Raw genomic sequence first — 12460 nt, forward strand, 5'->3', positions numbered from 1 at the left:
GTTCGGCAGTGCATGACGAACCACCGCACCAAGGACCACGGCGCGAGGAGCCACGGCATGAAGACCCACGGCACGAAGAAGCTCGCCACCCTGGCCGCCCTCACCATGGCAGGCCTCGCCATCGCCGCCCCCGCGGCCTGCGCCACCACCCAGACCGCCACCTCGCCGGACGCCACCGGCGGTCTGACCGACGGCCTCAACCTCTCCCCCGCCGACCTCGCCCTGCAGACCGCGGGCAAGCTCCCGGTGATCGGGCACACCGCCAACGAGGTGGAGGCCGTCGGCACCAACCAGATGAGCCACCCGGGGCTCAGCGGCCAGATCGGCTGACGGCAGTGGCTGCCGGGCCGCTCGCCCTCGCGCTCGCCGTGCTGTCGCTGGCCGTTCCCGCCGCCCCCGCGGCCGCCGACGAGGGCGGCGGGGTCCCCCCGGCCCGCGGCTGGGGCGTCACCGCCGCCGCCCTCTGCCTGCAGGAGGTGGCGGTGGTGCCGGTGCTCGGCGGCTCGCTCGGCGACCACGTGGACGACTGCGGCCGGGGCAACGCCGTCGACCACGCCCTCGGCTGAGAGCCCGGGCGACCGACCGACCCCCGTGCGGTCGGCCGCCCGCGGCCCGGTGTCAGCCCGTGAAGAGCCCGTTGAGCTCCGGGTAGGTCAGCCCGCCGTCCAGCGCGGTGTAGGTGCCGCTCGCGTAGACCTCCTCGGCGGCCCGGCGGACCGCCGCGTACGCCGCCTTGGCCAGGCCGGGGCCCAGGCTGATCCGGGCCACGCCGAGCTCCGCCAGTTCGGCGACCGACGGGGAACCCGGCCCGGCCAGCACGTTCAGCGGCGCCGGGACGGCCGCGACCAGGGCGGCGATGGTCTCCGGGTCGGCCACGCCGGGGGCGAACACGACGTCCGCGCCCGCCTCGACGTACACCCGCAGCCGGCGGACCGCCTCGTCCAGCCGCTCCTCCGGGGCGCCGGTCCCGTGCAGGAACACGTCGGTGCGCCCGTTGACGACGAGCGGGACGCCCGCCGCGTCGGCCGCCGCACGGGCCGCCGCGATCCGCTCGGCGGCCTCCTCCCGGGGGCGTCCGCCGTCCTCCAGGTTCACCCCGACGGCGCCGGTGGCCAGCAGCGCGGTGACGGTCTCGCCGACCCCGGCTGCGGTGTCCGCGTAGCCGTCCTCCAGGTCCGCGGTGACCGGCAGCTCGACCGACCGGACCACCTGGGCGGTCCTGGCCAGCACCTGCTCGCGGTCGGCGCCGCCGCCGTCCGGGCTGCCGAGCGACCAGCAGACGCTCGCGCTGGCCGTCGCCACCGCGCGCGCCCCGGTGGCCGCCACCAGGCGGGCGCTCGCCGCGTCCCACACGTTCGCCAGCACCAGCGGCTCGCCCGGGCGGTGCAGCTCCCGGAGCAGCCGGGCCTTCTCCCGCCGGACCGTCACGGTCCCGTTCGTCGTCACGTCCCCGGACCTCACTTCGCGGCCGGGCTCAGGCGGGTGCTCACACCGATCCGGTTCCAGGCGTTGATGGTCGCGATCAGCGCGACCAGCTGGGCCAGCTCCGCCTCCTCGAACTGTTCGGCGGCCTGCGCCCACACGGCGTCCGGCACGTGGCCCTCGGTCAGCCGGGTGACCGACTCGGTGAGGGCCAGGGCGGCGCGCTCGCGGGCGGTGAACCACGGGGTCTCGCGCCACGCGGGGAGGGAGAGCAGGCGGTGCTCCCGCTCGCCCTGCTTGACGGCGTCGGTGGAGTGCATGTCGATGCAGTAGGCACAGCCGTTGATCATCGAGGCGTGCAGCTTGACCAGTTCGACGATCACCGGGTCGAGGCCGGTGCGGGCGGCCTGGTCCACGGCGACCATCGCCTGGTAGTAGGCGGGCGCGAGCTTCGGCAGCACGATGCGCTGGGCCGGGGCCGGCACGGGCGCGCCGGCCGCCGCGTCGGGGGTCGTCACGGTCTCGTTCGTCGTCATGAGCGCCAGCCTAGAAGCACAGTGGCCCGCCACCCTGGTTCATTCGGCACCCGGTTCCTTGGGCCACTTCCGGCGTACGAACGGGCGTGCGAGGATCGCTGACAGGGCACCGTCGGCAGGACACCGCCGACGGCACGAGGTCAGGGGACAGGGTCGTGTGCACGGCGTTCGTCAGCATCGAACCGGGAGCGGCCGTACCGGTCCTGCTGCTGTCCGTCCGGGACGAGTACCTGGGACGCGCCTGGCTGCCGCCGGACCACCACTGGCCGGACCGGCCGGGACTGCTCGGCGGCCTGGACCTCGCGGCCGGCGGCACCTGGCTGGCCGTCGACCCCGCCCGGCGGACCGCCGCCTGCCTGCTCAACGGCTTCGGCCCGCTCGCCCCCGCCGACTCCCGGCGCACCCGGGGCGGGCTGCCGCTCACCGCCGTCACCGAGGACGGGATCGGCCACCTCGACCTCACCCCGTACGACCCGTTCCACCTCGTCCTGGTCCGGCCCGACGGCGCCCGGGTCGCCAGCTGGGGCGACGGCCGGCTGGAGGAGCGCGAACTGCCCGCCGGGCTCAGCGTCGTGCTCAACGACGGACTGGAGGGCCTGGCCGCCAACCGCTCCGCCTCCGAGCGGATCAGCGCGCTGATGGCCGCCCGCGCCGACCACTTCCGGGCCCGCTTCACCGCCGCACACCGGCCCGAGCCGACCGGCGACGGGCCGACCGCACGGGCCTGGGGCGCCTGGCTGCCGATCGTCGCCGGCGACGGACTGGCACCGGACGAGGACGCGGCCCTGGTCCAGCGGCGGGACTTCGGCGACGGGCGGATCTGGGGCTCCTCGTCGATCTCGCTGCTCGCGCTCGGGCCGGACCGGCTGCGGTACGACTTCGCGGCCGCGCCGGTCGCGGCGGACGGGGCCACCGGGGCGGCCGGGGCGGCCGGGGCCGGCTGGCAGCGGATCGCGACGGACTGAACAGGGCCGGCCCGGGCACCGGGCGCCGCCACGGCGAAAAGGACTTGAACCTGACGCAGCGGGAGGCGCCATCGTGGCGTGCGTCGAGCCCGGAGCCGGGCTCGGAGCCGAGCACCGAGGAGCCACGATGCGCCGCCTGCCCGCCGTCCTGTCCGCCGTCCTGACCGTCGCCCTGCCCCTGGTGGCCGCCCCGCTCACGGTGAGCGCCGTCGTGCTGCTCGGCGACGTGGCCCACCGGGCCTTCCCGTCCGGCACCGTACTGGCCGCCGTAGCAGGGGCGTTGATCCACCACTTCGGGGCCGATGTCACCCAGACGTACGGTCGGTGAACTTCTGACGGCGGGGCTGCCGGTCGTCTACATGCCCGTAGTAGCTTCGCGAGGGCCACCGGATCAGGCCGGCCGCTACCCCCCGAGCGAAGGTGCGCGATGTCCACCCTGACCTACCCGGAAGCGATAGGCGTCGGCCTGCTGCAGGGTGTGACGGAACTCTTCCCGGTCTCCAGCCTCGGCCACAGCATCCTGCTGCCCGCCCTGATCGGCGGGAAGATCCAGCACGACCTCGACATGACCGCCGAGGGCTCCTCCTACCTCGCCGCCCTGGTCGCCCTGCACCTGGCCACCGCGCTCGCGCTGGTCGTCTACTTCTGGAAGGACTGGGTCCGCGTCGTCAGCGGACTGGTCGGCTCGATCCGCCACCGCCGGGTGGAGACCCGCAACGAGAAGCTCGCCTGGCTGCTCATCCTCTCCACCATCCCGGTCGGGGTGGCCGGCCTCGCCCTGGAGAAGGCGCTGCGCAACGCGCTCGGCAAGCCCGTCCCGGCCGCCGTCTTCCTCGCCCTCAACGGGCTCGTCCTGCTCGGCGCCGAGCGGCTCAAGCGCGGCGGCACCGGCCGCCGCCGGGCCGGACACGCCGCCCCCGTCGACGAACCCGGCACCGACCCGGCGATCGCCTCCGACCACCGGCTGACCAGGCTCGGCTACGGACAGGGCGCCTGGATCGGCGCCGCGCAGATCCTCGCGCTGTTCCCCGGCATCAGCCGCTCCGGCGTCACCATGAGCGCCGGCATCCTGCGCGGACTGCACCACGAGGACGCCGCCCGGTTCTCCTTCCTGCTCGCCACCCCGGTCATCCTCGCCGCCTCGGTCCTGAAGGTCCCCGAGCTGTTCAAGCCGGAGAACTCCGCCGTCCTCGGCCCGGTGGCCGCCGGCAGCGTCGCCGCCTTCGTGGCCGGGTACGTCTCGGTGCGGTTCCTCACCAGGTACTTCGAGACCCGCAGCCTCACGCCGTTCGCGATCTACTGCTTCCTCGCCGGCGTCGGCAGCGCGGTCTTCCTGTCCGTCTGACCCGCCCGCCCGGCGTCAGAACCCGCCCAGGACCCGGGCGAGCTCGGCCGGACGGGAGAACATCGGCCAGTGCCCGGTGTCCAGCTCGGCCAGCCGCCAGTGACCGTCCGCGACCAGACCGGCGACCACCGGCGGCGGCTCCGGCCAGTCCAGCAGACACTTCACGTACAACGCCGGCAGAGCACTCAACGGGCCCTCCAGCACCGCCGGTTCGGTCAGCGAGGCACCCGGGTGCGGGGTCGCCCGCTCGGCGATCCGGGCGATCTGCCCGGTCGTCAGCCCCTGCCCCGCGAACTCGGCCGGCGGCAACGGCGGCCACCAGCCCCCGTGCGCGGCGAGCTCCGCCCGCAACGCCGCCGGCTCCGGTATCTGGTCGGCGAAGGACTCCCCCGCCACCGGCACGTTGGCGTCCACCAGCACCAGCCCGGCCAGCCGGCCGCCGATCCGCTCGGCGGCCTGCCCGACCGGGACACCCGAGTAACTGTGCCCGACCAGCACGACCTCCCGCAGGTCGAGCCGCTCCACCTCGGCCACCACGTCCGCCACGTGCGCCCCCTGCCCGGCCGGCGCGTCCCGCCGCTCCGCCAGCCCGGACAACGTCAACGGATGGGCCCCGTGCCCGGCCGCGCGCAACTCCGGCACGACCTCGTCCCAGGCCCAGGAACCCAGCCACGCACCCGCTACGAGTACAAAGTTCGCCATGGGCGGCACCGTAGCGCGCAGGCGCGACCGCGGCCCGGGAAGCAACGGCGAACAACACGTGGAGGAAGCATGACGGAAGCATGGGACAGGCCGGACTCGCCGCATGGCACGGCGGATGCGGAGCAGCGCGGGCCGGACTCCCCGCAGCGCAGGGCGGCGGTCGTCACCGGCGGCTCCCGGGGCATCGGGCGGGCCATCGTCCGCCGACTGGCCCGCGACGGCGCCGACGTGGTCCTCGGCTACGCCCACGACGACCGGGCCGCCGCCGAGGTGGTCCGTGCCGTCGAGGCCGGGGGCGGCCGCGCCTGGGCCCTGCGCGCCGACCTCGGCGAACCGGGCGCCGCCGAGCGGCTGATGGCCGAGGCGGAGGACCGGCTCGGCGGGCTGGACGTCCTGGTGAACAACGCCGCCACGTCCTTCGTCCCCACCCCGCTCGCCGAACTGGACGACACGGCCCTCGACGCCGTCCTGGCGGTCAACACCCGCTCCGTCTTCGCCACCGTCCGCTACGCGGCCCGCCGGATGCGCGACGGCGGACGCATCGTCAACATCTCCACCGCGAACACCGTCCGGCCCGTTCCCGGCATCGCCGCGTACGCCGCCAGCAAGGGCGCCGTCGAGCAGCTCACCGCCGTCGCAGCCGTCGAACTCGGCCCGCGCGGGATCACCGTCAACACCATCTCTCCCGGCGCCACCGACACCGACCTGCTGCGCGGCACCAACCCGCCCGAGGCGCTCACCCGCGTCGCCACCCTCACCCCGCTGCGCCGGCTCGGCGACCCCGAGGACATCGCCGACGTCGTCGCGTTCCTGGCCGGCCCGGACGGCCGCTGGATCACCGGCCAGAACCTCCGCGCCACCGGCGGCCTGGCCTGACCTGCTCCGGGTCCGCCCGGCACCCGCCGGACGGACCCGGAGCACGGCGCGGCACTCAGGCCCCGAGGCCCAGGGCGGCCAACCGGGTCGGGTCGGTGAGGATGTCCATCGCGGTGATCCGGCCCCCGTGGATGGTGAACGACATCACCGACAGCGGACGGCCGTCGGCGAACGCCACCACACCCGGCGAACCGTTGACCAGGACCGGACGGCCGTCGGCGGCGAAGCGGGCGAAGGTGATCGCCTGCGAGGCGACGTCCGCCGCACCGCGCCGCAGCACGCTCGGCACCAGCGTGCCGCCGTCCGAACGCGCCACCACGTCCGGGTCCAGCACCGCCAGCAGAGCGTCGAAGTCACCGCCGCGGGAAGCGCTCAGGAAGGCCTCCACCACCTCGCGCTTGCGGGCCACGTCGGCGTCCGCGGCCGGGGTCGCGCCCTGCACCCGGCGGCGGGCCCGGCTGGCCAACTGCCGGGTCGAGGCCGACGTGCGGCCCAGCACCTCGGCGATCCCGTCGAAGGGCACCTCGAACATGTCGTGCAGCACGAAGGCCACCCGCTCCGCCGGGGACAGCGTCTCCAGGACCACCATCAGCGCGATCCCCACGGAATCCGCCACCAGGATCTCGTGCACCGGATCCAGCGCCGCCAGCCCGCTGACCACCGGATCCGGCAGCCGCACCTGCCCGTCCTGCTCCGGCAGCGGATCCTCCCGACGCGACGTCCGGGACCGCAGCAGGTCCAGGCAGACCCGGCCCACCACCGTGGTCAGCCACGCCCCCAGGTTCCGCACCCCGCCCACGTCACTGCGGGCCAGCTTCAACCAGGCCTCCTGGACGGCGTCGTCGGCCTCGGCGATCGACCCGAGCATCCGGTAGGCCACCACGCGCAGTTGCGGGCGCTCCGCCTCGAACCGCGCTGCCAAATCGGCCGGTTCGGCACGGCCCGGGTCAGTCGATGGAACTTCCTCGCTCACGCTGTCACATCCTCGCGTCGGGATCCGTCGGTCCAGTGACGGACGCTAACCGACGAGGAGACCACCGTGACCACCACCGGCCACACCACCCGCACCGCCCGCATGAAGAACCCCGCCGTGGTCCTGCCCGACGCGACCAAGGGCATCCAGACCATCTACAAAGCCATGTTCCAGGGCGGCGCGGCCCCGCGGATCCTGGAACTCGTCCACCTGCGCGCCAGCCAGATCAACGGCTGCAGCGCCTGCGTCTTCTCCGGCGTCCAGGGCGCCAAGAAGCACGGCGAGACCGACGAGCGACTGCACGCCGTCGCCGCCTGGCGCGAGGCCCCGTTCTTCACCGACGAGGAACGCGCCGCCCTCGAACTCACCGAAGCCGCCACCCGGATCGCCGACCGCACCGGCCGGGCCGTCCCCGACGAGGTCTGGGACGCCGCCGCCGACCACTTCGACGAGGAGCAGCTCTCCGCGATCATCCTGATGATCGCGCTGACCAACTTCTTCAACCGCATCAACGCCACCATCGAAGAACCCGCCGGAACCACCTGGTGAAACCGGCCCCTGGGGGGATCCCGGCCGGTCCGGCACCGCTACCCGCCGTCGGACTCGGACGCCTCGGTGTCCCAGCGGTCACCGGCGAACCGCTCCGGTGCGGCTTCGAGCTCGAACGGCACGACGCCCGTCGCTCCCAGGTCCCACACCCTGACCCAGCCCTTGGAATCGGTCCGGGACTCGGGCCCGGTCCAGCCGGCCACCGGTTTCACTGCCAGGCAGTACATCTCCGGCAGGCCCGGCAGGACCGGCAGGGCCGCCCGGAGCCGCTGCACTGTCTCCAACGGGCGGACCCCGACCTCCGCGACCTCGTGCCAGCCGATCCGGAGCTTCCGGCTCCCGGGACTCGGCCGATCCCGCAGCACCGACCCCGCACCACCGCGCGAGAATGGGGCCGTGACCAGCTCCTGGACCTCCTTCGGCGGCGACCTGCACCTGGACCTCACCGAGCGGCGCGCCGCCGGCACCGGACTGCGGGTCGCCCTGGAGGACGCCCTGCGCGAAGCCGTCCAGGACGGACGGCTCGCCCCCGGTACCCGGCTGCCCTCCTCCCGGGCCCTCGGCGAGGACCTCGGGATCGCCCGCAACACCGTCGTCGAGGCGTACGGCCAGCTCACCGCGGAAGGCTGGCTCGACTCCCGACAGGGCTCCGGCACCACCGTCGCCCGCCGTGCCCGGCCGGAACCACCCACCCCCGGCCGACGGCCCGCGTCCGCCGCCGACCCGACGGCACCCCGACGGCGGACCGGCCGGCACGACCTCATGTCCGGACGGCCCGACCTCTCCCTCTTCCCCCGCACCGCCTGGCTCGCCGCCGCCCGCCGCGCCCTCGCCACCGCGCCCCACGACGCCCTCGACTACGGCAGCCCGCTCGGCCGGATCGAACTGCGGCAGGCCCTCACCCACTACCTCGCCCGCGTCCGGGGCGTCCGCACCGACCCCGACCACCTGCTCGTCTGCACCGGCGTCACCCAGGGCCTCGGCCTGCTCTGCACCGCCCTGCGCGACCGCGGCGCCCGCGCACTCGCCGTCGAGGAGTACGGGCTGCCGCCCCAGCACGCCGTCGCCCGGGCCGCCGGACTCACCACCCTCCCGCTGCCACTGGACGACGAGGGCGCCCGCGTCGACCGGCTCGACAGCCGCCCCGGCGCCGTCCTGCTCACCCCCGCCCACCAGTACCCCACCGGCGCCCCGCTCTCCGCCGAACGGCGGGCGGACGCCGTCCGGTGGGCCCGCGAACACGACCGGTACGTCATCGAGGACGACTACGACGGCGAGTTCCGCTACGACCGGCAACCCCTCGGCGCGATGCAGGCGCTCGACCCGGAGCGGGTCGTCTACGCCGGCACCGCCGCCAAGAGCCTCGCACCGGGCCTGCGACTGGCCTGGCTCGCCCTGCCGGACACCCTGGTCGAACCCGTCGCCCGGCTGAAGACACTGGCCGACACCATGTCCCCGGTGCTCGACCAGCTCACCCTGGCCGAACTGATCACCTCCGGCACCTACGACCGCCACGTCCGGCGCTGCCGCCTCCACTACCGGCGCCGCCGCGACCGGCTGGTCACCGCACTCGCCGAACACGCCCCGCACGTCCGGGTCACCGGCATCGCGGCCGGCCTGCACGCCGTCCTCCAGCTGCCGCCCGGCTCCACCCCCGAACCCGAACTCCTCGCCCGTGCCCAGGCCGCCGGCCTCTCCCTCAACGGCCTCATCTGGCACCGCGCCACCCCGACCCCCACCGACACCCCGCCCGCCCTCGTCATCGGCTACGCCACCCCACCCGAACACGCCTTCCCGGCGGCGCTCCAGGCCCTCTGCGAACTGCTGCGCAGGGCTTGAGGGGTGCAGCGGAGGGGGACGGCGCAGGCTGCTGCGAACTGCCGCGCAGCGCTTGAGGGGCGGAGCGGAGGGGGACGGCACAGGCTGCTGCGAACTGCTGCGCAGGGCTTGAGGGGTGGAGAGGAGGGGGACGGCACAGACCGCTGCGAACTGCCGCGCAGCGCTTGAGGGGTGCAGAGGAGGGGGAGGGCGCGAGCCCACCGTGAACTGCTGCGCAATGCTTGACGGCCGGGCCGGGGAGGACCCACCGCGAACCGCGGGGGCTGGGTGGCCACCGGCGGGACGGGCGTGCGGAGCGCGGGTGGCCGGGAAGGGTTCCGCCCGCCTCCTTCGGGGGTGGAGGCGGGCGGAAGGCGGGGCCGACTACTTGTTGCGGCTGCCGAGTTCGAACAGCAGCATGATGAAGCCGGCGAAGGCGTGGATGCCGGCGGTGTAGATGACCAGCCGGAGGTAGACCCGCTTGTTGGCCCACTTGCCGGCGTCCATGGTCTTCGGGCCGGTGGCGGTGTCGGCGGCACCGGCCGGGCTGACGGTGGTGGCGGGGTCGGCCATGGGGATCTCCTCCAGGGTGTTCTGACGGCAGATCAGTGGGTGGCGGCGGGGCCGCCGCCGAGGCAGAGTTCGCCGCCGGGGCTCTGCAGCAGGGTGTGGACGAAGAGCAGCTCGACGCCGGTGTCGGATTCGGCGGCGATGCAGTGCGGGGTGAGCGAGTCGTAGTGGGCGGAGTCGCCCACGCCGAGGCGGTGGACCTGGTCGCCGAGGGTGAGCCGGAGTTCGCCGCGCAGGATGTACAGCCACTCCTCGCCCGGGTGGACCCGGACGACCGCGTCCTGCACGCCCGGCGGGACGTGTACCCGCAGGGCCTGCATGGCGCGCCCGGGGGCGCCGGCCCGGCGGTAGCCCCAGCCTCCGGCCCGGCCGGGCTCGATGGCGCCGCCGCGGACCACCGGGTCCGGTTCGGCCGCGGTCTCGCCGAGCAGGCCGGACACCGAGGTGCCGTACGCGCGGGCGAGGCCGAGCAGGACGGGCAGCGAGGGCTGCCGCCTGCCGGTCTCCAGCCGGGACAGATACGCTGGGGAGAGTCCGACCCGTCCGGCGGCGACCTCCAGGGTGAGGCGGCTGCTGAGCCGGTGCTCGCGGAGGCGGGCGGCGAGGCCGACGACCTCCTGGTCGTCGAGCCGGTCGCCTGCGGCGGGGGCGCCGGTGGAGCTGCTGGTCATGTGTCCAGTGGACACCCGGCGTGCCGCAGTGGCAAGAATTTTGCCTCAGAGGCAAGAGGGTGGGACGGGCCCCGGCGGCCCGGTCGCGCGCCCCACGGCCGCGGCGGTCACGACCACGGGTCTCACGGCCGCGGGATGTTCCGCAGGTTGCTCCGCGCCAGGTCGATCATGCGGCCGACGCCACCCGAGAGCACGGTCCGCCCGGCCGCCAGCGCGAAGCCCTTCAGCTGGGCGGCGGTGATGTGCGGCGGGATGGACAGCGCGTTGGGGTCGGTGACCACGTCCACCAGGGCGGGACCCGGCCGTTCCAGGGCCTCGGTGAGCACCTCCCGTACCCGGGCCGGTTCGGTGACCCGCTTGGCCGGGATCCCCATGGCCCGGGCGATCCCCGCGTAGTCCACGTCCCCGTTGTCGATCTCCGCCTCCGGGTAGCCGGAGACCAGCATCTCCAGCTTGATCATGCCGAGTGCGCCGTTGTTGAAGACGACGGTCTTCACCGGCAGCCGGTGCTTGGCGACCGTGAGCAGTTCCCCGAGGAGCATGGCGATGCCGCCGTCGCCGGCCATCGCGATCACCTGGCGTCCGGGGTTGGCGAGCTGGGCGCCGATGGCGTGCGGGAGGGCGTTGGCCATCGAGCCGTGGAGGAAGGAGCCGATCACCCGGCGGTGGCCGTTGGGCTGCAGGTAGCGGGCGGCCCAGACGTTGTTCATGCCGGTGTCGACGGTGAACACCGCGTCCTGGGCGGCGACGTCGTCGAGGACGGCGGCGACGTACTCGGGGTGGATCGGCAGGTGCTTCTCGATGTCGCGGGTGTAGACGCCGACGACGTCCTCCAGGGCGCGGCAGTGCTTGCGCAGCATGCCGTCGAGGAAGGCCCGGTCGGGTTTGGCGTCGAGCAGCGGCAGGACGGCCCGCAGGGTGGCGGCGACGTCGCCGTGGACGGCCAGGTCGAGCGCGGTGCGGCGGCCGAGCCGGGTGGCGTCGTGGTCGACCTGGACGGTGTGCAGCTGCGGCAGGAAGGAGTCGTACGGGAAGTCGGTGCCGAGCAGCAGCACCAGGTCGGCGGAGTGCAGCGCCTCGTGGCACGCGCCGTAGCCGAGCAGTCCGCTCATCCCCACGTCGTACGGGTTGTCGTACTGGATCCACTCCTTGCCGCGCAGGGAGTGGCCGACCGGCGCGTTCAGGGCCTGCGCCGCCTCCATCACCTCGGCGTGCGCACCGCGCACCCCTGCGCCGCAGAACAGCACGACCTTGCGGGCCGCGTTGAGCAGCCGGGCCAGTTCCTGCACCTGGGACCACGGCGGTGCGGCGACGGCCTGTTCGGTGAGGAAGTGGCTGGTGCCGGTGGGCCCGGCGGCGGGCAGCGCGGCGACGTCCCCGGGGAAGGCGAGCACCGAGACGCCGTGCGAGCCGAGGGCGTGCTGGACGGCGATCCGCAGCAGCCGGGGCAGCTGGGCGGGGGTGGAGAGCATCTCGCACCAGTTGCTGCAGTCGGTGAACACCCGCTCGGGGTGGGTCTCCTGGAAGAAGCCGGTGCCGATCTGGTCGGACGGGATGTGCGAGGCCAGGGCGAGGACGGGCAGGCCGCTGCGCTGGGCGTCGTAGAGGCCCTGGACGAGGTGGGTGTTGCCGGGGCCGCAGGAGCCGGCGCAGACGGCGAGCCGGCCGGTGAGTTCGGCCTCGGCGGCGGCCGCGAAGGCGCCGGCCTCCTCGTTGCGCACGTGCACCCAGCCGATGCCCTCGGCCCGGCGGATCGCGTCGACGACGGGGTTGAGGCTGTCGCCGACGACGCCGTAGACCCGTTCGACCCCGGCCTGCCGGAGCACCTCCACCATCTGTTCGGCCACGCTCGCCACGGGTGCCCTCCTCCGGTCGCCACGGGACACCTGCACCCTCCGACGGGGGCGGGGAGCGGCGCAGCCGGGGTGGGCCGGACGGGTGAGGGCACGGGTGGGTGAGGGCACGGGTGGGGTGTGCGGGTGGGCCGGACGGGTGAGGGCACGGCGCCGGTACGGGTGCGGGCCCGCGCCTGT

16 protein-coding genes are annotated in these 12460 nt (G+C 74.7%); 8 read left to right on the top strand and 8 right to left on the bottom strand.

Annotated elements, in window-relative coordinates:
* The first annotated feature begins 57 nt into the window (after positions 1-57).
* Positions 58-330, top strand: a complete 273-nt coding sequence (locus ACFV04_RS27745; RefSeq protein ID WP_380341813.1) for a hypothetical protein — start codon at positions 58-60, stop codon at positions 328-330.
* 5 nt (positions 331-335) lie between these two features.
* On the top strand, positions 336-566 hold the full coding sequence (locus ACFV04_RS27750; RefSeq protein WP_380341811.1) for a hypothetical protein: 231 nt from the start codon (positions 336-338) through the stop codon (positions 564-566).
* 52 nt (positions 567-618) lie between these two features.
* On the opposite strand, the gene ACFV04_RS27755 is transcribed toward ACFV04_RS27750, so the two are convergent.
* Together ACFV04_RS27755 and ACFV04_RS27760 are read right to left on the bottom strand one after the other, a co-directional pair.
* Positions 619-1446 (bottom strand): isocitrate lyase/phosphoenolpyruvate mutase family protein, encoded by an 828-nt coding sequence (locus ACFV04_RS27755; RefSeq protein ID WP_380341808.1) that lies wholly within the window; start codon positions 1444-1446, stop codon positions 619-621.
* Between the two features lie 11 nt (positions 1447-1457).
* Positions 1458-1958 carry a carboxymuconolactone decarboxylase family protein gene (locus tag ACFV04_RS27760; RefSeq protein WP_360257725.1) on the bottom strand — a complete coding sequence of 167 codons (501 nt, stop codon included), beginning with the start codon at positions 1956-1958 and terminating at the stop codon, positions 1458-1460.
* Positions 1959-2113: 155 nt separating this feature from the next.
* Here ACFV04_RS27760 and ACFV04_RS27765 point away from each other — a divergent pair, with 155 nt between their 5' ends.
* From ACFV04_RS27765 to ACFV04_RS27775, 3 genes are all read left to right on the top strand, one after another.
* On the top strand, positions 2114-2923 hold the full coding sequence (locus ACFV04_RS27765; RefSeq protein WP_380533289.1) for an NRDE family protein: 810 nt from the start codon (positions 2114-2116) through the stop codon (positions 2921-2923).
* Between the two features lie 127 nt (positions 2924-3050).
* Positions 3051-3251: a hypothetical protein gene (locus ACFV04_RS27770; protein WP_380341802.1), complete on the top strand. Its 201-nt coding sequence runs from the start codon at positions 3051-3053 to the stop codon at positions 3249-3251.
* Positions 3252-3350: 99 nt separating this feature from the next.
* Positions 3351-4268, top strand: coding sequence for an undecaprenyl-diphosphate phosphatase (locus ACFV04_RS27775; RefSeq protein WP_380341799.1), 918 nt, complete (start codon positions 3351-3353; stop codon positions 4266-4268).
* 15 nt (positions 4269-4283) lie between these two features.
* Here the strand turns inward: ACFV04_RS27775 and ACFV04_RS27780 are convergent, their stop codons facing one another.
* On the bottom strand, positions 4284-4970 hold the full coding sequence (locus ACFV04_RS27780) for an alpha/beta fold hydrolase (RefSeq protein ID WP_380341797.1): 687 nt from the start codon (positions 4968-4970) through the stop codon (positions 4284-4286).
* 69 nt (positions 4971-5039) lie between these two features.
* On the opposite strand from ACFV04_RS27780, the gene ACFV04_RS27785 reads away from it, so the two are divergent.
* Complete coding sequence (locus ACFV04_RS27785) at positions 5040-5846, top strand: glucose 1-dehydrogenase (RefSeq protein ID WP_380533291.1); 807 nt, start codon at positions 5040-5042, stop codon at positions 5844-5846.
* A gap of 55 nt (positions 5847-5901) precedes the next feature.
* On the opposite strand, the gene ACFV04_RS27790 is transcribed toward ACFV04_RS27785, so the two are convergent.
* Positions 5902-6768, bottom strand: coding sequence for a sigma-70 family RNA polymerase sigma factor (locus ACFV04_RS27790; RefSeq protein WP_380533293.1), 867 nt, complete (start codon positions 6766-6768; stop codon positions 5902-5904).
* A 153-nt stretch (positions 6769-6921) separates the two neighbouring features.
* Between ACFV04_RS27790 and ACFV04_RS27795 the strand changes: the two genes are divergently transcribed.
* Positions 6922-7368 (top strand): carboxymuconolactone decarboxylase family protein, encoded by a 447-nt coding sequence (locus ACFV04_RS27795; protein WP_380533300.1) that lies wholly within the window; start codon positions 6922-6924, stop codon positions 7366-7368.
* Positions 7369-7406: 38 nt separating this feature from the next.
* On the opposite strand, the gene ACFV04_RS27800 is transcribed toward ACFV04_RS27795, so the two are convergent.
* Entirely contained in the window at positions 7407-7652 is a 246-nt protein-coding gene (locus tag ACFV04_RS27800) for a hypothetical protein (RefSeq protein ID WP_380533295.1), read from the bottom strand.
* Between the two features lie 112 nt (positions 7653-7764).
* Between ACFV04_RS27800 and ACFV04_RS27805 the strand changes: the two genes are divergently transcribed.
* The gene (locus ACFV04_RS27805) at positions 7765-9207 is read left to right on the top strand and encodes a PLP-dependent aminotransferase family protein (RefSeq protein WP_380341786.1); all 1443 of its coding nucleotides are present in this window, start codon (positions 7765-7767) and stop codon (positions 9205-9207) included.
* Positions 9208-9570: 363 nt separating this feature from the next.
* Here the strand turns inward: ACFV04_RS27805 and ACFV04_RS27810 are convergent, their stop codons facing one another.
* The 3 genes from ACFV04_RS27810 to ACFV04_RS27820 all read right to left on the bottom strand — a co-directional run bounded on the left by ACFV04_RS27810 (position 9571) and on the right by ACFV04_RS27820 (position 12283).
* The gene (locus tag ACFV04_RS27810; RefSeq protein ID WP_360257746.1) at positions 9571-9759 is read right to left on the bottom strand and encodes a DUF6126 family protein; all 189 of its coding nucleotides are present in this window, start codon (positions 9757-9759) and stop codon (positions 9571-9573) included.
* Positions 9760-9791: 32 nt separating this feature from the next.
* Entirely contained in the window at positions 9792-10427 is a 636-nt protein-coding gene (locus tag ACFV04_RS27815; protein WP_360257748.1) for an XRE family transcriptional regulator, read from the bottom strand.
* Positions 10428-10549: 122 nt separating this feature from the next.
* Positions 10550-12283, bottom strand: coding sequence for a pyruvate dehydrogenase (locus ACFV04_RS27820; RefSeq protein WP_380341781.1), 1734 nt, complete (start codon positions 12281-12283; stop codon positions 10550-10552).
* Positions 12284-12460: the final 177 nt, after the last annotated feature.

Source organism: Kitasatospora sp. NPDC059599 (genome assembly GCF_042735125.1).
Lineage (GTDB): Bacteria > Actinomycetota > Actinomycetes > Streptomycetales > Streptomycetaceae > Kitasatospora.

Excerpts from the sequence above, each read along its gene's own strand:
- ACFV04_RS27745 (WP_380341813.1), top strand. The coding sequence starts at position 58 with ATGAAGACCCACGGCACGAAGAAGCTCGCCACCCTGGCCGCCCTCACC.
- ACFV04_RS27760 (WP_360257725.1), bottom strand. The coding sequence starts at position 1,958 with ATGACGACGAACGAGACCGTGACGACCCCCGACGCGGCGGCCGGCGCG.
- ACFV04_RS27770 (WP_380341802.1), top strand. The coding sequence starts at position 3,051 with ATGCGCCGCCTGCCCGCCGTCCTGTCCGCCGTCCTGACCGTCGCCCTG.
- ACFV04_RS27775 (WP_380341799.1), top strand. The coding sequence starts at position 3,351 with ATGTCCACCCTGACCTACCCGGAAGCGATAGGCGTCGGCCTGCTGCAG.
- ACFV04_RS27780 (WP_380341797.1), bottom strand. The coding sequence starts at position 4,970 with ATGGCGAACTTTGTACTCGTAGCGGGTGCGTGGCTGGGTTCCTGGGCC.
- ACFV04_RS27785 (WP_380533291.1), top strand. The coding sequence starts at position 5,040 with ATGACGGAAGCATGGGACAGGCCGGACTCGCCGCATGGCACGGCGGAT.
- ACFV04_RS27795 (WP_380533300.1), top strand. The coding sequence starts at position 6,922 with ATGAAGAACCCCGCCGTGGTCCTGCCCGACGCGACCAAGGGCATCCAG.
- ACFV04_RS27810 (WP_360257746.1), bottom strand. The coding sequence starts at position 9,759 with ATGGCCGACCCCGCCACCACCGTCAGCCCGGCCGGTGCCGCCGACACC.
- ACFV04_RS27815 (WP_360257748.1), bottom strand. The coding sequence starts at position 10,427 with ATGACCAGCAGCTCCACCGGCGCCCCCGCCGCAGGCGACCGGCTCGAC.